Annotated in this window: 14 protein-coding genes; 13 read left to right on the forward strand and 1 reads right to left on the reverse strand. The window is 64.4% G+C overall.

Annotation, left to right across the window (positions count from 1 at the left end; genetic code table 11):
* The first annotated feature begins 77 nt into the window (after positions 1–77).
* From OSH12_RS04905 to OSH12_RS04920, 4 genes are all read left to right on the forward strand, one after another.
* Positions 78–779, forward strand: coding sequence for a CDP-alcohol phosphatidyltransferase family protein (locus OSH12_RS04905; RefSeq protein ID WP_266342355.1), 702 nt, complete (start codon positions 78–80; stop codon positions 777–779).
* Between the two features lie 17 nt (positions 780–796).
* Positions 797–1,519 (forward strand): TerC family protein, encoded by a 723-nt coding sequence (locus OSH12_RS04910; RefSeq protein ID WP_266342356.1) that lies wholly within the window; start codon positions 797–799, stop codon positions 1,517–1,519.
* 173 nt (positions 1,520–1,692) lie between these two features.
* A complete protein-coding gene (locus tag OSH12_RS04915; protein ID WP_266342357.1) occupies positions 1,693–2,898 on the forward strand; it encodes an MFS transporter in 1,206 nt (401 codons plus the stop codon).
* A 68-nt stretch (positions 2,899–2,966) separates the two neighbouring features.
* Complete coding sequence (locus OSH12_RS04920) at positions 2,967–3,959, forward strand: quinone oxidoreductase family protein (protein ID WP_266342358.1); 993 nt, start codon at positions 2,967–2,969, stop codon at positions 3,957–3,959.
* A gap of 482 nt (positions 3,960–4,441) precedes the next feature.
* Here OSH12_RS04920 and OSH12_RS04925 read toward each other — a convergent pair whose 3' ends face one another.
* Positions 4,442–5,398 (reverse strand): LysR family transcriptional regulator, encoded by a 957-nt coding sequence (locus OSH12_RS04925; protein ID WP_266342359.1) that lies wholly within the window; start codon positions 5,396–5,398, stop codon positions 4,442–4,444.
* Positions 5,399–5,646: 248 nt separating this feature from the next.
* Here OSH12_RS04925 and uraH point away from each other — a divergent pair, with 248 nt between their 5' ends.
* From uraH to OSH12_RS04970, 9 genes are all read left to right on the forward strand, one after another.
* Positions 5,647–6,000 (forward strand): hydroxyisourate hydrolase, encoded by a 354-nt coding sequence (gene uraH / locus OSH12_RS04930; RefSeq protein ID WP_266342360.1) that lies wholly within the window; start codon positions 5,647–5,649, stop codon positions 5,998–6,000.
* A gap of 8 nt (positions 6,001–6,008) precedes the next feature.
* Positions 6,009–7,493 (forward strand): xanthine dehydrogenase small subunit, encoded by a 1,485-nt coding sequence (xdhA, locus tag OSH12_RS04935; protein WP_266342361.1) that lies wholly within the window; start codon positions 6,009–6,011, stop codon positions 7,491–7,493.
* Complete coding sequence (gene xdhB, locus OSH12_RS04940; RefSeq protein WP_266342362.1) at positions 7,480–9,801, forward strand: xanthine dehydrogenase molybdopterin binding subunit; 2,322 nt, start codon at positions 7,480–7,482, stop codon at positions 9,799–9,801. The genes xdhA and xdhB overlap by 14 nt, the downstream gene beginning before the upstream one ends.
* A gap of 18 nt (positions 9,802–9,819) precedes the next feature.
* Positions 9,820–10,830 carry a xanthine dehydrogenase accessory protein XdhC gene (gene xdhC, locus OSH12_RS04945; protein ID WP_266342363.1) on the forward strand — a complete coding sequence of 337 codons (1,011 nt, stop codon included), beginning with the start codon at positions 9,820–9,822 and terminating at the stop codon, positions 10,828–10,830.
* 31 nt (positions 10,831–10,861) lie between these two features.
* A complete protein-coding gene (locus OSH12_RS04950) occupies positions 10,862–12,433 on the forward strand; it encodes an ABC transporter ATP-binding protein (RefSeq protein ID WP_266342460.1) in 1,572 nt (523 codons plus the stop codon).
* The gene (locus OSH12_RS04955; RefSeq protein ID WP_266342364.1) at positions 12,423–13,577 is read left to right on the forward strand and encodes an ABC transporter permease; all 1,155 of its coding nucleotides are present in this window, start codon (positions 12,423–12,425) and stop codon (positions 13,575–13,577) included. Before OSH12_RS04950 ends, OSH12_RS04955 begins: the two co-directional genes overlap by 11 nt.
* A gap of 8 nt (positions 13,578–13,585) precedes the next feature.
* Positions 13,586–14,497 (forward strand): ABC transporter permease, encoded by a 912-nt coding sequence (locus OSH12_RS04960; protein WP_266342461.1) that lies wholly within the window; start codon positions 13,586–13,588, stop codon positions 14,495–14,497.
* Between the two features lie 93 nt (positions 14,498–14,590).
* Positions 14,591–15,661: a BMP family ABC transporter substrate-binding protein gene (locus OSH12_RS04965; RefSeq protein ID WP_266342365.1), complete on the forward strand. Its 1,071-nt coding sequence runs from the start codon at positions 14,591–14,593 to the stop codon at positions 15,659–15,661.
* Positions 15,662–15,817: 156 nt separating this feature from the next.
* Positions 15,818–16,999, forward strand: coding sequence for a urate hydroxylase PuuD (locus OSH12_RS04970; RefSeq protein ID WP_266342366.1), 1,182 nt, complete (start codon positions 15,818–15,820; stop codon positions 16,997–16,999).
* Positions 17,000–17,005: the final 6 nt, after the last annotated feature.

Genomic DNA, 17,005 nt, shown 5'->3' on the forward strand with positions numbered 1-17,005 from the left:
AACATGTAGCCAAAGGCGCTGAATGACGCCGCACAACCATACGGCCTGTGCCGGCGACGATTCAGCAGGGGAGCCTCATGCCGACGACGAAGACTTGGGCCGTTCATCTTCTTACGGCGAGCGGTGCTGGCTTCGCGATGCTCGCGGCGCTGGCTGTCATGCGCGGCGCCTGGATGGAAACCTTCATCTGGCTGGGCGCGGCCCTTTTCGTCGATGGAGTCGACGGTCCGCTGGCGCGCGGCTTCCGGGTCGGCGAGCGCGTGCCGTGGTTTGACGGCGCCATCCTCGACATGGTGATCGACTACACGACCTACGTGTTCATTCCGGCGCTGATCCTGGCGCGTTCAGACCTGATGCCGCCTGGATTGGCGACGCCGGCCGGCATTCTCGTCGCCGTCATCGGCGCGCTCTATTTCGCCGATACGCGGATGAAGACGCGCGAATATGGCTTCCGCGGCTTTCCGGCAGTCTGGAACATGGTCGTGTTCGTGCTGATGGTATTTTCGCCGTCGCCGATCTTTTCCGCCATTGTCATCGTCGCGCTGGCAGCACTCACCTTCTCTCCGGTCGAGTTCGTGCATCCGGTGCGCGTGCAGCGACTGCGCCCGCTGACGCTCGCCGTGACGCTGGCCTGGTCGATCTTCTCGCTACTGGCCGTATTCGCCGAACTCCGTCCGAATCAGTATGTGCTGGCTGGCCTGGGACTGACGACGATCTATCTGACCTTTATTGGCGCGGTGCTTCAGGCCACGCGTTTCAGACTGCCCCCCCGAACGTAGACGAGGCGTCGCGCTCCATGAACGTAGACCTTCTGTTTCAACCCGCCGCCTGGGCGAGCTTCCTGACGCTTTCCGTCATGGAAATCGTTCTGGGCATCGACAACATCGTCTTCATCTCGGTTCTCGTCGCGCGCTTGCCGGCAGAGCAGGCCAAGCGCGCCCGCCAGATCGGCCTCGGGCTGGCACTCGTGTTCCGCATCCTGCTGCTGATGGTGCTGGCGTACCTCGTCGGCCTGACCCAGCCTGTCTTCACCCTGTTCGACCACCCCTTCTCGTGGCGCGACCTGATCCTGCTCGCTGGCGGCCTGTTCCTTGTCTACAAGGCGACGCACGAGATCCATAAGAGCGTTGAAGGCGAGGGGGATGGCGTGTCCGGTCCGATCACGGCCGGCTTTGCCGCGGTCGTCTCGCAGATCATCGTCATCGACATCGTCTTCTCGGTCGACTCGATCATCACCGCGATCGGCATGGCCGAGCATCTCGAGATCATGATCGCCGCCGTCATCGTGGCGATGATCGTCATGTACATCGCTTCCGGCCCGATCTCGCACTTCATCGAGCATCATCCGACCACCAAGATGCTGGCCCTGGCCTTCCTGCTGATGATCGGCGCGGCGCTGATTGCCGACGGCATCGGCTTCCACATCCCGCGCAATTATCTCTACGCGGCGATGGCGTTCTCGACGCTGGTGGAAGTGCTCAACGTGATGGCGCAACGAAACAAGAAGAAGCAGGCCTGAGCGGAGAAATCCGCACAAGCGGGGCCGATTGAATCGGTTCTAGAATCGGTTGCAGGGGCGCTGGGGCCCCTGTACAAGGGAATTTCTCCATTTGGCGGGCGTTTCGCCCGGATGGCGCATCCATCCACGCGGTTCCGACTGCGTCCACCACCCCAGCATTGACCGAGTCCGAAATGGGCCTTTCCTTCGCGTCCGCACGCCTCATCATGGCGCTGTTCTTCTTTTATTCCAGCTCGATGTCGAACTGGCTGATCCGCATTCCGGACGTGCAGCACAAGCTGGGAATGGAGCCGGCGACGCTGGCGATCTGCCTGCTCGGCGTACCGATCGGCCTGGTCACATCGATGGCGTTTTCCGGCGCGGTGGTCGAATGGCTGGGGCCGCGCCGCGCCATCCAGATCGGCTTCCCGCTGCTGCTGGCGCCGTTGCTGCTGCCCGGTTTCGCCAACACGCCGACGCTGCTGTTCTTCGCGCTCGTTCTTGTCGGCCTCGGCATGGGACCGCTCGAGGTTGCGCTCAACGTAACGGCGGACCGGATCGGTCGCGCCATCGGCCGCACCGTCATGTCGCGCTGCCACGCGTTCTGGAGCTTCGGTTTGATGGGCGGCAGCATCACCGGATCGCTCGCAGCCACTTACGGCGTGTCGCCCGAGATCCACATGATCATTGTGGTCATCTGCGTGTTCGTGATCGGCGAACTGCTCGCTTCGCGCCTGCCGCAGATCCAGGCTGAGGAAAGCGCGGGGCCGAAGGTCAAGACGTCGCATTTCGTTCTGCCGTCGCCCAAGATCGTGCTGCTCTGCCTGTTCGCCTTCGGCATGCTGCTGGTCGAGGGCGGTATCATCGACTGGAGCGCCATCTACCTCCGCGACGTTTTCGGTTCCACCCCGCCGACGACCGGCTACGCACTCACCGCCTTCAGCCTCGTCATGGCGTTTGGCCGTCTGGCTGGCGATTGGCTTTCCATGCGCTATGGCGCGGTACAGATGGCGCGGGTCTGCTGCATTGTCGCCCTCGCCGGGCTGGTCGTCATGGTCTTCGCGGTTGACCCGTTCATGGTGATCGTCGGCGCGGCCGCCACCGGCTTCGGCGTCTCGATCGTCTTCCCGCTCGCCGTGACGGCGGCCGCCTCGCGGGAGGGGCCGCCCGCCGTCAACGTCGCGGCCCTGTCGCTGCTGTCGTTCTCGGGCTTCCTGCTCGGACCGCCGATGGTCGGCTTCGTCGCCCAGTTCGGCGGCTATCGGCTGGGCATGGCGACGCTGCTGCTCGCAGCTCTCATGAGCCTCTGGCTTTCTGGCGAAGTCCGGCCGCGCAAGCCCGGCAGCACGCTGGTGCCAGCCAAGGGCGCGGGCAGGGACACCGCTACCGAGTCGGTGTAGCCTTCGACAAAGGAGACCGGATCTATGCCGGTCTCCGTCAATTTCATGCAGAGAGAATGGAGACTGTCATGGTCGAGACGATCCAGGTTCACGCCATTCGGGTTCAGTCGCATGGCGGCCCGGAAGTCCTCTCCTTTGACAAGGTCGAGGTTGGCGCGCCGGGCGCCGGCCAGGTCCGCCTCCGCCATACCGCCATCGGGCTCAACTTCGTCGACACCTATTTCCGCACCGGGCTCTATCCGGCGCCCGGACCGTTTCCCTTCGTGCTCGGCAGCGAGGGCGTCGGCGTCGTCGAGGCAGTGGGCGAGGGCGTCACGGAGTTCAAGATCGGCGACCGCGTCGGCTATGCCGACCCGATGGGCTCCTATGCCGAGGCGCGCCTCTCGCCGGCGGCCCGCCTGATCCATGTCCCGAATGGCATCAGCGACGAGATCGCCGCCTCGTCCATGCTGAAGGGCATGACCGCACGCTATTTGCTGCGCGAGACCTTCAAGGTCGGCCCCGGCCATACGATCCTCTATCATGCGGCCGCCGGCGGTGTCGGCCAGATCGCTACGCAATGGGCCAAGGCGCTCGGCGCCACCGTGATCGGCACGGTTGGCTCGGACGAGAAGGCCGAGATCGCCCGCCGGCTCGGCTGCGACCACGTCATCAACTACCGCACCGAGGATTTCGTCGAGCGCGTCAGGGAGATCACCGGCGGCGCCAAGGTCGATGTCGTCTACGACTCGGTCGGCAAGGACACGTTCCCGGCCTCGCTCGACTGCCTGAAGCGTCGCGGCACCTGGGTCTCATTCGGCAACGCGTCGGGCGCGGTGCCGCCGTTCTCGATCGGCATTCTGAACCAGAAGGGTTCGCTCTACGCCACGCGACCGTCGCTGGGCGCCTACATCGCCGAGCGCAGCGAGCTGGTCAAGACGGCGAAGGACCTGTTCGACGTCATCCTCTCGGGCAAGGTGGTGGTCGCCGAGCCGCAGACCTACAAGCTGGCTGACGCCGCCGAGGCGCAGCGCGCGCTCGAAGGCCGGCAGACGACGGGCTCGGTGGTACTGATCCCGTAAGGGGGGATCAGAACTGTCTCGAAGGCATGAGCCTAGCAACTGGATGCGTCGACATCGGGGCTGATGCGTCCGTGCCTCCCTCCGCCGTCATCCCGGCGGAGGCCGGGATCCATACGCGCCGGCCGGATTCCAGCAGACTCGGCCACCATTGCCTTGGCCGGTGGCTATGGGCCCCGGCCTTCGCCGGGGCGACGCCTTGGTGCCTCCTTCGAGGACTTGGCTTGCGCGAAGCACCTCAGAAGCCGTCCCATGGTCGATCAACTGCCTTTCACCTCTCCCTGAGGGAGAGGTCGGCGCACGCGGTGCGACGGGTGAGGGTTTACGGCCTCACACGTCCGGCTCCCACGGGACGGCGCTCCATCCGGATCGTTCCCTAAACCCTCTCCCCGAGCTTCGCTCCGACCTCTCCCTCAGGGAGAGGTGAGGGGCTTGTCCTGCAGGAACGCGGTCTGCCCCGTTCTCGGGTGAGAATGCCACACCCCTCAATACAGTCCGTCCCTCGCGGCAAAGTGGCTGCTGGCGAGGTTGAAGAAGGCGGCGGGGGCGTAGCGCAGGTCGCCGCCCTTGCGGATCACCATGCCGAAGCGGTTGAGCGGCAGGCCCTTGTCGGCGATCGGCCGGAACACGACTTCGCCCGACGCCAACTCCCGCTCGATGCCAAGCGGCGTCATGAAGGACAGATAGCGCCCGGTCTTGGCCAGTTCGAACAGCATGCGGATCGAATTCACCTCGACGAAGGAACCCCCCCGCGACCCGTCCTGGTCCAGGAAAGGTTCGATCACCTCGCGGATCGAGAGGCCCTGCCGGGGCACCGCGAAAGGGTGCGAAAAGCAGGTGGCGAAGCTTGGCCGCATCTCGTCGGCGAGCGGATGATCGGCTCGCATCACCGCGCCGATCGGCAGGTCACGGCGGATCGCGATCTCGATGCCGCGATGCTGGGCCGCCAGGAAGGTAAAGCCGATATCGACCTCGGAATCGACCACCAGGCCGATTGCCTCCTGCGCCGACGCCATCCGGATATCGACATGCAGGCTCGGATACTGCGCGCTGAAATCGGCGACAATGCTGGGCAGGATGGTCAGGCCGACGCTCTCGACGGTGGCGATCCGGACCGTTCCGGTCTTGAGCCCGGCCAACAGGCTCAGTTGCGACACCGCCGCCTCGAGCGGGCCGGTCAGTTGCCTGGTGTGGCGGAACAGGATCTCGCCGGCCGGGGTCAGCTTCAGCCGCCGCGCCTCGCGGCTGAATAGCGGCATGCCGAGCGTCTGCTCGAGATGGCCGATCTGGCGGGCGACGGCTGAGGACGCGACATTCAATCGACGCGCGGTTTCGCGCATCGACAGGGTTTCCGCGACCATCGTGAAATAGAGCAGCGACGGGGTATGGAACAGCCGTGCCAAGCTTGCCGGCGAGAGGACGCTTTTGCTCTCCGCGACCATCACGACCCACCTCGCCATTCTGCCAGTTGATGCCTTTTTGGCAGCACCCTGTGCTCCAACTGGCAGTATCATGGACATTGGAGGCGTTCTAGCATGATGATGGGGGATGGCGGCAGGATTGCGTTGCAGTCGCCGCCTGCCGCATTAAGATGCACCAGTTGATCAAAAAATCCATTTGATCAAACCTTAGGCATCTCTCTATCTTCGTCCAGGCTGGACGCGTGAGAAGCATTGGAAATGGACCGCAGATGGGTCGCCTTACCACACACGTTCTCGATACCGCCGCAGGCCGGCCCGCCGCGGGCCTCAAGATCGACCTGTACCGGCTGGGACCAGATCCGATCCTCCTGAAAACCGTGACCACCAACGCCGATGGCCGGGTAGATGGCGGTCCGCTGCTCGAAGGCGCGGCCTTGGAGGAGGGCAGCTATGAGCTCGTCTTCCATGCCGGCGACTATCTGCGCGGTGTCAGCGACGCCCTGCCGTCGACGCTGTTTCTGGATGTCATCCCGATCCGCTTCGGCATCGCCTCGGCGGCCGAGCATTATCACGTGCCGCTGCTGATCTCGCCTTACGGCTATTCGACCTACCGGGGCAGTTGAGCAGCACCATGCGCGAGACCATTCGTTTCATTCGCCGCGGAAAGATCGTCGAGGTCGCCAATGTCGATCCGATGATGACGCTGCTTGATTATCTGCGCCTGTCGGAAGGCTCCACCGGGACCAAGGAAGGCTGCGGCGAGGGCGATTGCGGCGCTTGCACGGTCGCCATCGGCCGCTCGCGCAACGGCAAGGTCGTCTACGAGCCGATCAATGCCTGCATCCAGCTTCTGGGACAGGTCGACGGCGCCGAGATCGTCGCGGTCGAGGATCTGGCCGAGGGCAACGAACTCCACCCCATCCAGGCCGCCATGGTCGAGAAGCACGGCTCGCAATGCGGCTTCTGCACGCCGGGCTTCGTGATGAGCGTCTTCTCGCTCTATCAGGGCACGGACGGCGCGGTCGGGCGCGACCAGATCAACGACACCATCGCCGGCAATTTGTGCCGCTGCACCGGCTACCGACCGATCGTCGAGGCGGCACTTTCCGTCTGCGCGAGCCCGCGCGACGACAAGTTCCGCAAGGCGGCGCAGGATACCGCCGGTGTTCTCGATTTCATCACCGACGACAGCGACATCTTCATCGGCGACGACGACCGCTTCTTCGCAGCACCCGCTTCCGTTGACGGTCTGGCGGCGCTTTATGCGCGCCATCCGGACGCGATCCTCGTTGCCGGGGCGACCGATGTCGGTCTCTGGATCACCAAGCAACTGCGCGATTTGCCGAAGATCATCCATCTCGGCCGGGTCAAGGACCTCGACGGCGTCGAGGATACCGGCCGCGAAATCCTGATCGGCGCGGCCGCGACCTATGCGCATGTAGAGCCCTATATGCGGACGATTGATCCCGACCTCGGCGAACTGTTTCGCCGTATCGGCTCGAAGCAGGTTCGTGCCAGCGGCACGGTCGGCGGCAACGTCGCCAACGGCTCGCCAATCGGCGATACGCCGCCGGCGCTGATCGTGCTTGGTGCGACGATGGAACTGCGCCGTCGTGACCGCTCCCGCATTCTGGCGGTCGAGGACTTCTACATCGAATACGGCAAGCAGAACCGCGCTGCCGGTGAGTTCGTCACCGGGATCCTGGTGCCAAAACTGCGGCCGGACCAGATCTTCCGCTGCTACAAGGTGACGAAACGCTTCGACCAGGACATTTCCTCGGTCATGGGCGCGTTCCGTTTCACCATCGATGCGGAAGGGCTGATCACCGAGGCTCGCATTGCGTTTGGCGGCATGGCCGGCACACCGAAGCGCGCCAAGGGCGCCGAGACGGCGCTGCACGGCGCGGGCATCCGCGATACCGCCGCATGGGCCAAGGCTTTCGCTGCCCTTCGCGACGATTTCTCGCCGCTCGATGACCATAGGGCCAGCGCCAATTATCGGGCCGAGACGGCGCATGCGCTGCTCGGCAAGGCGCTGATCGAAGCGGCGGGAACGCCGACATCGCGCACGCGTCTCGTCGGACGGCGGGAGGGTTTTGTCCATGCCGCTGAATAGCAAGGTTGATGCAGTGACCGCCGATTCCGAGCTTGCCGTCATCCGCAAGCCGCTGCCGCATGACAGCGCGCCGCGCCATGTGACCGGCTCCGCCGCCTATATCGACGATATCCGCGAGCCTGCCGGCACGCTGCATGTCGCGCCCGGTTATGCGCCGATCGCCAAGGGCCGGATCACCGGGCTTGATCTCGAAGCCGTGCGCGCCTTTCCGGGCGTTGTCGCGGTGCTGACCGCCGCGGACATTCCTGGCGCCAACGATGTCAGCCCGAAGCTGATCGGCGACGATCCGGCACTCGCCGTGGACGAGGTTCGCTTCCACGGCCAGGTCGTGTTCGTCGTCGTCGCCAAGACGCGCGACATCGCCCGCCGTGCGGCGGCGAAAGCCAAATTCACCACGGTGGCCGAGGCACCGGCCATTGACCTGGCCGACACCACCGACACCGTCTTGCCGGAATATTCTTTCGGTCGCGGCGATGTCGAGGCGGGCCTCGCCGCCGCGCCGCTGAAGCTGGAGGCGAGTTTCCGCATCGGCGGGCAAGAACATTTCTATCTCGAAGGCCAGATTGCCATGGCCGTGCCGGGCGAGGCGAGCGAGATGTTCGTCTACTCTTCCACCCAGCATCCGAGCGAAGTGCAGCACCTCGTTGCCCATGCGCTCCATATCCCGTCCAGCGCCGTGACCGTCGAGATCCGCCGGATGGGTGGCGGTTTTGGCGGCAAGGAGAGCCAGGCCTCGCAATGGGCCGTTCTGGCAGCGCTCGCGGCACACAAGACGGGCCGTCCCTGCAAGATGCGGCTCGACCGCGACGACGACATGATCATGACCGGCAAGCGGCATGACTTTCGCGTTGATTACCGGGTAGGCGCCAACCCCGAGGGTCTGCTGGAAACGGTCGACGTGGTGCTCAACGCGCGCTGCGGCCATTCGGAAGATTTGTCCATGGGCGTCGTCGACCGGACGATGTTCCATTCCGACAATTCATATTTCTACCCGACCTGCCGCGTCCTGACGCGGCGGATGCGCACCAACACGGTCTCCAACACGGCGTTCCGTGGCTTTGGCGGCCCGCAGGGCATGACCTTTGCCGAGCGAATGATGGATCACGTTGCCTATACTTTGGGCAAGGATCCGCTCGAGATCCGCAAGCTGAACTTCTACCAGGGCGACCGCGATCACACGCCCTATGGCATGAAGGTCGAGGACAGCCTGCTGCAACCTCTGGTGACGCAGCTGGAAGCATCATCGGACTATTGGGCGCGGCGTGAGGAGATCACCGCCTTCAACGCCAGCAGCCGCATCCTGAAGAAGGGATTGGCGCTGACGCCGGTGAAGTTCGGTATCTCTTTCACGCTGATGATGCTGAACCAGGCGGGCGCGCTGCTGCACCTCTATCGCGATGGTTCGCTCAACCTGAACCATGGCGGCACCGAGATGGGGCAGGGCCTGTTCCTCAAGGTGGCGCAGGTCGTGGCCGAGGAATTCGGCGTCGACATGGGCAAGGTCGCGATAACAGCGACGCGGACCGACAAGGTGCCCAACACCTCGCCGACCGCTGCCTCGTCCGGCACCGACCTGAACGCCATGGCGGCGCTCAATGCCTGCAACATCATCAAGGACCGGCTCTACACCTTCATCGAGGCGAAGTGGCAGGTCCGCCGCAACCAGGTGTCGTTCCGCGACAACCAGGTTGTCATCGGCAACCACGTCATGAGCCTGGCAGCCCTTGCGGACGCCGCTTACGTCGAGCGGGTCCAGCTTTCGGCCGCCGGCTTCTACAAGACGCCCAAAATCGCCTGGAACCGCGACAAGGCCGAGGGTCGGCCGTTCTTCTATTTCGCCTATGGCGCTTCCTGCTCGGAGGTCACCATCGACACGATGACCGGCGAGATGAAGGTCGACCGGGTCGACGTGCTGCACGATGTCGGCAAGTCGCTCAATCCGGCCATCGACATCGGCCAGATCGAGGGTGGTTTCGTCCAGGGCATGGGCTGGCTGACGACGGAAGAGCTGGTCTGGGACAAGCAGGGCAGGCTGCGCACGCATGCGCCCTCGACCTACAAGATCCCCGCGGCGTCGGATATTCCCGAGCACTTCCGCGTTGAATTATTCCAATCGGAAGGGCCGCGCGAAGACACCATATTCAAGTCGAAGGCTGTCGGCGAACCGCCGCTGATGCTCGGCATTTCGGTTTTCTGCGCGATCAACAACGCGATCGCCAGCCTGAAGCCGGGCGTGATGCCCGCCCTCGACGCCCCGGCGACGCCGGAAGCGATCATGCGGGCGGTCCGCGGCATGACGGCAGCTTGATGATGGCAGGATAGGATCATGTTGGTCTGGCAGCGTCTCCTTCAAGCGATCGATCGTCACGGCAAGGCTGCCATGGCGACCATTGTGGAGACGCGCGGATCAGCGCCGCGCGAGGCAGGCGCCCGTATCGTCGTGCTGCCGGACGCGACCTTCTTCGGCACGATCGGCGGTGGCACGCTGGAATGGCGCGTCATCGCAGATCTCCAGGCTGCGCTCGCGCGCCAAATCCCGCATTTCTATACCAGCCAGCGCGTCGCGCTCGGTCCCGAACTCGGCCAGTGCTGCGGCGGGCGGGTCGATCTGGCCCTGGAAGTGTTCGATCGCTCGCGCCGGGCGGAGGTCGTTGAACTCGCGGACGCCGAAGCGTCCGGCCTGTTCCGCACGCGCGGAACCCAGCTGTCGGACGGCAAGCTGCATCGCTCCATCGAGACGACAAGCCAGTTGCCGATCGGCTCGGCGCGGATCGATCACGGTGTCGTCGAAGAGGGCTTTGGCGACGATAGCCGCGTCCTGTATCTCTTCGGCGCGGGACATGTCGGCCGGGCGCTCGTGATGGCGCTGGCGCCGCTGCCGTTCCGCGTCGTCTGGGTCGATCCCAGACCGGACGCCTTTCCACAGCATGTTCCCGCCAATGCGCACTGCCTCCAGCCGCAGGACACACCCTCGGCGCTGGATGGCGCGCCGGAGGGGAGCTTTGTCCTGGTGATGTCGCACAGCCATGCGCTCGACTTGGCCATTGTCGCCAAAGCCTTGAAGGGGCAGCCTTTTGCCTATGTCGGGCTGATCGGCAGCGAGACCAAGCGCGCCCGTTTCTCGCACCAGCTCGAGCGCGCCGGGATGGCGCAGGACGATATTGCGCGGCTGGTTTCACCGATCGGCGTCCCCGGGATCAAATCGAAGCTGCCGGCAGCTATTGCGGCTTCGGTCGCCGCCGATCTACTGGTACGCGATGAAGCGATACGACAGGCGCTTGCGTATGGGACGATGGGGCCCGCCGAAGCATCGGCGCGAGCAGTAGGGGGACGCTGACGTGGAGCTCATCAAGGAGGGGGCGGCCAGCATGGCGCAAAGCCGGCATCGACCCGATAGCCCGCCGCTCCTGCACGCGATCGGCATCACCAAGTTGTTCGGCTCGTTCAAGGCCAATGACGGCATCGATCTGGCAATCCGCCCCGGCGAGATCCATGCGCTGCTCGGCGAAAATGGCGCCGGCAAATCGACGCTGGTCAAGATCCTCTATGGCGTTCTGCAACCCACCGAAGGCCGCATTCTCTGGAAGGGCCAGCCGGTTGGCATCCCCAACCCCTCCACGGCGCGAAAGCTCGGCGTCGGCATGGTGTTCCAGCATTTCTCGCTTTTCGAGGCACTGACCGTCGTCGAGAATATCGCGCTCGCGCTGTCTGATCGAAAGAGCCGCTCGGCCCTGGCTCGTGAAATCGAGACGATCTCGCTCGAATACGGTCTGCCGCTCAATCCGTGCTCGGTCATCGCCGATCTTTCGGTTGGCGAGCGGCAGCGCGTCGAGATCGTGCGTTGCCTGCTGCAAAATCCCGAACTGATCATCATGGACGAGCCGACCTCGGTGTTGACGCCGCAGGAGGCCGACGACCTGTTCGTCACGCTCGACCGGCTCACCGCGCGCGGCTGCGCTGTCCTCTACATCAGCCATCGGCTGGAAGAGGTGAAGCGGATCTGCCATCACGCGACGATCCTTCGCCACGGCAAGGTCGTGTCCGAATGCGACCCGCAGAAGGAAACCGCCGCCAAGCTCGCGACCATGATGGTCGGCGTCGAGGTGCGAAAGCTCTCCTCCGACCTGCCGCCTCCGCAAAATACCCGCACCCGGCTGTCGGTCCAAAACCTCTCCATGCCGCAGCCGCATCCCTTCGCGGTCGCCCTCAGCAACATCACGCTCGAGGTCAAGGCGGGCGAGGTGATGGGGATCGCCGGTATCGCCGGCAACGGGCAGGGCGAACTGTTCGACGCGCTGTCCGGCGAACGCCCTTGTCATGCGGCGAATTCGGTCTCGATCGACGGCAAGCCCTGCGGCGACATGGGCGTGACGGCGCGGCGACGGATGGGCGCCGCCTTCGTGCCGGAAGAGCGGCTTGGCCATGGCGCGGTGCCGCGAATGCGCCTCTCCGACAATGTGCTTCTGACGCGTCACGCCACGGGCGATGGTCTTTTGCGCGGCGGCGTTCTGAATCCGGACGCGGCGCGGGAGCTTTCCGATCGCGTCAGCCGCTCGTTCGATGTGCGCAAGGGTACGCCGGATCCAGAAGCCGGCTCACTATCCGGCGGAAACCTGCAGAAATTTGTCATCGGACGCGAGATCGACCGCCAGCCCGGCGTCCTCGTCGTCAGCCAGCCGACCTGGGGCGTCGACGCCGGTGCTGCGGCGATCATCCGCCAGGCCCTGATCGATCTCGCCCGTTCGGGCTCTGCCATTTTGGTGATCAGCCAGGATCTCGATGAGGTTCTGGAGATTGCGGATCATGTCGCGGTGATCTCCAAGGGACATCTTTCACCTTCGCGGCCGACCTCCGGGTTGACGCGCGAGGAAATCGGCCTGCTGATGGGCGGAATGGGCGAGCCGCACTCGGCCGACCGGGGGACTGCATATGCGGGTTGAGTTGGTACGGCGGAGCGAACGATCCGCTGCCATGGCCTATTTGTCGCCCTTGCTGGCGCTGCTTCTGACGCTGATCGGCGGCGCGCTGATCGTCATCGTCTGGCGCCTGTCGACCGTCGACCTGTCGAACCCGGCCTCGGGCGGCTTCTTCGGCGCGTTGCAGCAGGGCTTCGTCGATTACGGCCGTTTCCTCTATGTCTTCTTCATCGAGCCGCTGACCGAGCTCTGGTCGCTGGAGGAACTGGTCGCCAAGGCGACGCCGATCATCCTCGTCGCAATCGGCCTGTCGCTCTGCTACCTGTCGAACACCTGGAACATCGGCGCCGAGGGGCAGATTGCTGTCGGCGCGATCACGGGCTCATTCCTGCCGATATTCTTCCCGGACTGGCATGGCCCCTTCATGCTGCCGGCCATGCTGATCCTAGGCATGCTGGGCGGCATGGCCTATGCCGCGATCCCGGCGCTGCTGAAGATCCGCTTCGGCACCAATGAGATCCTGACCAGCCTGATGCTGGTTTATGTGGCCCAGCTCTTCCTCGACTATCTGGCGCGCGGACCCTGGCGGAACCCGGCGGGGCACAATTTCCCGGATAGCCGCGCCTTCGACGGCGGCCAGATCCTTCCGACGCTGTTCGACACCAACATCCGCATCAGCCTGATCTTCGTCTTCGTTGCCGCCTTTGCCGCATGGTTCCTGATGCGCTGGACCAAGATGGGGTTTCAGATCAAGGTTTTGGGCCAGGCGCCGCGGGCAGGGGCCTTTGCCGGCTTCAGCCAGAGCCGCATGGTGCTGATCACCTTCCTGATTTCCGGGGCGCTTGCCGGCCTTGCCGGCATCAGCGAGGTCGCCGGTCCGGTCGGCCAGCTGCGGACCACCGTTTCGCCCGGCTACGGCTTCACCGCGATCATCGTCGCCTTCCTCGGTCGGCTGAACCCGATTGGCGCGATCTTTGCAGGATTCCTGCTGGCGCTTTCCTATCTCGGCGGCGAGGGCGCGCAGATCGCGCTCGGCATGTCCGACCAGACGACACGGGTGTTCCAGGGCATGCTGCTCTTCTTCGTTCTGGCCTGCGACAGCTTCATCTTCTACCGGCTGCAGATCGTGCGCACCCCGGTGATGCAGACGGGAACGGTGGCGTCATGACTACGCTCATGCTGGAAGGCATCCTGCTCACCATCATCACCGCCGCGACGCCTCTGCTGTTCGCCTCGATCGGCGAATTGGTGACGGAGCGCTCGGGTGTGCTCAATCTCGGCGTCGAAGGCATGATGGCGATGGGCGCTGTCGTGGGCTTCGCCGTCGCGCACTCGACCGGCAATATCGCGCTCGGCGTCGTCGGCGCGATTGTCGCCGGCATGGCGATGGCGGCGCTGTTCGGTGTCGTGACCCTGATCTTCGTTGCCAACCAGGTCGCCTCGGGATTGGCGCTGACCCTGTTCGGGCTCGGCCTCTCCGGGCTGATCGGCGACGCCTTCGTCGGCGTGCCCGGCGCCGGCCTCGCCCGCGTCTCGATCCCCGGGCTCAGCGATCTGCCGGTTGTCGGCCTGCTGTTCCGCCTGGATCCGCTCACCTATCTCGCCGTCGCGATCACCATCGCCGTATCGTGGTTCCTGTTCCGTATGCGCGGCGGGTTGATCCTGCGCGCTGTCGGTGACAGCCATGTCTCGGCCCATGCGCTCGGCTACAGCGTCATCCGCGTCCGCTTCATGGCAGTGCTGTTCGGCGGCGCCTGCGCCGGTCTGGCGGGCGCCTATCTGTCGCTCGTCTACACGCCGCAATGGACGCAGGCGATGACGGCGGGGCGCGGCTGGATCGCCCTGGCGCTTGTCGTGTTCGCGACCTGGCTTCCGGGCCGGGTGGTGATCGGCGCGCTGCTTTTTGGCGGCGTCAGCATCCTGCAATTGCATGCCCAGGCGCTCGGCGTCGGCGTGCCGTCGCAGTTCCTGTCGGCGCTGCCTTATCTCACCACGATCGTCGTCCTGGTGATCATTTCGCGCAATCGTGCGCTCGTGCGGGCCAATACCCCGGCGGCGCTCGGACAGTCATTCGTTCCCGACCGCTAGGGAACGCTCGTCCGGGAACTGCCGCAGCGATCCGCGGCAAAAATCCTGCAGGGGAATGGATCGCAATTGGTTAAAGCCAGAGGGAAGCAGGCAATGAAGAGAATTCTTACCGCTGCGACGGCCGTCATCGCGCTCGCCGTCGGCATCGGTTCCGCCAATGCGGCCGACAAGCTGAAGGCTTGCTGGATGTATGTCGGTCCGCACAATGACGGCGGCTACAGCGAAGGTCACGACGTCGGCCGCCAGATGGTCGAAAAGCAGCTCGGCGACAAGGTCGAGACCTCGTATGTCGAGAGCATCGCCGAAGGTCCGGACGCCGAGCGCGCGCTTGAGCGTCTCGCCCGTTCCGGCTGCGAAATCATCTTCTCGACTTCGTTCGGCTTCATGGACCCGACCATCAAGGTCGCCGCCAAGTTCCCGAAGGTGAAGTTCGAGCATGCGACCGGCTTCAAGTCGTCGGAAAATGTCGGCACCTACAATGCACGCTTCTATGAAGGCCGCTACATTGCCGGCCAGATCGCGGCCAAGCAGTCGAAGGCCGGCGTCGCCGGCTACATCGTCTCGTTCCCGATCCCCGAAGTCGTGATGGGCATCAACTCCTTCATGCTCGGCGCGCAGTCGATCAACCCCGACTTCAAGCTGAAGATCGTCTGGGTCAACTCGTGGTTCGACCCCGCCAAGGAAGCCGACGCTGCCAAGGCGCTGTTCGACCAGGGCGCCGACATCATCACCCAGCATACGGATTCGCCCGCGCCGCTGCAGATCGCCCAGGAACGCGGACTGCACGGCTTCGGCCAGGCGCACAACATGTACAAGTTCGCGCCGAAGGCCCAGTACACGGCCATCGTCGACACCTGGGGTCCGTATTACGTCAAGCGCGTCCAGGCGGCTCTCGATGGCACCTGGAAGGCCGAGCAGATCTGGGACGGCCTGAAGGACGGCATCATGGAGATGGCGGACTACACCAACCTGCCGGACGATGTCGTCGCCTCGGCCAAGGACACCCAGGCCAAGATCGAAGCCGGCACGCTGCATCCTTTCAAGGGCCCGATCTTCAAGCAGGACGGCACCGAAGTGATCGGCGAGGGCAAGACGCTCGACGACGGCACGCTGCTCAGCATGAACTGGTACGTCAAGGGCATCGACGACAAGCTGCCCCAGTAACAGCGACCGCGACCCGGCCCGGACGCCTTGGGGCGTCCGGGTTTTCGGTTGCTTGCGCTCCGGCGGGCGACCGTCGGCGTGTCGAAGAAGATTCTCGGAACCGGCACCTGCGCGCCCACACGCACCCGGCACCTCAACGAGACTGAAACCCGCTCCATGTCCGCATTCGTCGTCGATTGGCTGAACCTCCTGATCCGCTGGGCCCATATGATCGTGGGCATCGGCTGGATCGGCACATCCTTCTATTTCATCGGTCTGGATCTCTCGCTGAAGAAGCGCGAGGCGATGAAGGAGGGCGTGTATGGCACCGCCTGGGAGGTGCATGGCGGCGGCTTCTATCACGTCGAAAAATATCTGGTCGCGCCGCCGGCGCTGCCCTCCGACCTGATCTGGTTCAAATGGGAAGCCTATCTGACCTGGGTCACCGGCTTCCTGCTGCTGATCGTCCAGTATTACTGGAACGCCAACACCTATCTGATCGACAAGTCGATCCTGCCGATGCTGCCGTCGCAGGCGATCGTCATCTCCATGTTGTCGCTGATCGGCGGCTGGGTCATCTATGACCAACTCTGCAAGTCGATCATCGGCCGCTACACGCCATTGCTGGCGGTCTGCCTGTTCGTGCTGATCGTCGGCGCGGCCTACATGTTCACGCATGTCTATTCGGGTCGCGGCGCGCTGATCCATGTCGGCGCCTTCATCGGCACGATCATGGCCGTCAACGTGTTCGGCGTGATCATTCCGAACCAGAAGAAGATCGTCGCCTCGCTGCTCAAGCACGAGAAGCCGGATCCTCGCCTCGGCGCGATCGGCAAGCAGCGCTCGGTCCACAACAACTATCTGACGCTGCCCGTGCTGCTGATGATGGTCTCGAACCATTATCCGATGCTCACCAGCCATCCGCAGAGCTGGATCCTCGTCGCCTTCGTCCTGCTGCTCGGCGGCTCGATCCGCCATTTCCTCAACCGTCACGAAGCGCACGACCCATTCCGCAAATTCGCCTGGACGATTCCGGCGGCGGCGGTGGCTTTTGGTGTGCTGCTGGTGATGACGGCGCCCCGCCCGGTCGAGATCGATCCGAGCCTCCAGGTGTCGGACGCCGATGTGCTGACACTGACGGCAAAGCATTGCGCCATGTGCCATGCGACCAAGCCGACGCATGACGGCTTCGACGCGGCGCCCAAGGGCGTGGTCCTGACTTCGACCGATCAATTGGCCGCCCACAAGACGCAGATCATGGCGCAGGCCGTGAACGGAACGGCCATGCCGCTCGGCAATGAGCACGGCATGACCGAGGACGACCGCAAGAGGCTTGGCGCGTGGCTGCAAAGTCATTAGACAAGC

This window comes from Kaistia terrae (assembly GCF_026344005.1).
In the GTDB taxonomy this organism is placed as follows: Bacteria; Pseudomonadota; Alphaproteobacteria; order Rhizobiales; family Kaistiaceae; genus Kaistia; species Kaistia terrae.

What these genes read in the sequence shown, in the direction of transcription:
- OSH12_RS04905 (WP_266342355.1), top strand. Translation starts at nt 78, where the DNA reads ATGCCGACGACGAAGACTTGGGCCGTTCATCTTCTTACGGCGAGCGGT.
- OSH12_RS04910 (WP_266342356.1), top strand. Translation starts at nt 797, where the DNA reads ATGAACGTAGACCTTCTGTTTCAACCCGCCGCCTGGGCGAGCTTCCTG.
- OSH12_RS04915 (WP_266342357.1), top strand. Translation starts at nt 1,693, where the DNA reads ATGGGCCTTTCCTTCGCGTCCGCACGCCTCATCATGGCGCTGTTCTTC.
- OSH12_RS04920 (WP_266342358.1), top strand. Translation starts at nt 2,967, where the DNA reads ATGGTCGAGACGATCCAGGTTCACGCCATTCGGGTTCAGTCGCATGGC.
- OSH12_RS04925 (WP_266342359.1), bottom strand. Translation starts at nt 5,398, where the DNA reads ATGGTCGCGGAGAGCAAAAGCGTCCTCTCGCCGGCAAGCTTGGCACGG.
- uraH (WP_266342360.1), top strand. Translation starts at nt 5,647, where the DNA reads ATGGGTCGCCTTACCACACACGTTCTCGATACCGCCGCAGGCCGGCCC.
- xdhA (WP_266342361.1), top strand. Translation starts at nt 6,009, where the DNA reads ATGCGCGAGACCATTCGTTTCATTCGCCGCGGAAAGATCGTCGAGGTC.
- xdhB (WP_266342362.1), top strand. Translation starts at nt 7,480, where the DNA reads ATGCCGCTGAATAGCAAGGTTGATGCAGTGACCGCCGATTCCGAGCTT.
- xdhC (WP_266342363.1), top strand. Translation starts at nt 9,820, where the DNA reads ATGTTGGTCTGGCAGCGTCTCCTTCAAGCGATCGATCGTCACGGCAAG.
- OSH12_RS04950 (WP_266342460.1), top strand. Translation starts at nt 10,862, where the DNA reads ATGGCGCAAAGCCGGCATCGACCCGATAGCCCGCCGCTCCTGCACGCG.
- OSH12_RS04955 (WP_266342364.1), top strand. Translation starts at nt 12,423, where the DNA reads ATGCGGGTTGAGTTGGTACGGCGGAGCGAACGATCCGCTGCCATGGCC.
- OSH12_RS04960 (WP_266342461.1), top strand. Translation starts at nt 13,586, where the DNA reads ATGCTGGAAGGCATCCTGCTCACCATCATCACCGCCGCGACGCCTCTG.
- OSH12_RS04965 (WP_266342365.1), top strand. Translation starts at nt 14,591, where the DNA reads ATGAAGAGAATTCTTACCGCTGCGACGGCCGTCATCGCGCTCGCCGTC.
- OSH12_RS04970 (WP_266342366.1), top strand. Translation starts at nt 15,818, where the DNA reads ATGTCCGCATTCGTCGTCGATTGGCTGAACCTCCTGATCCGCTGGGCC.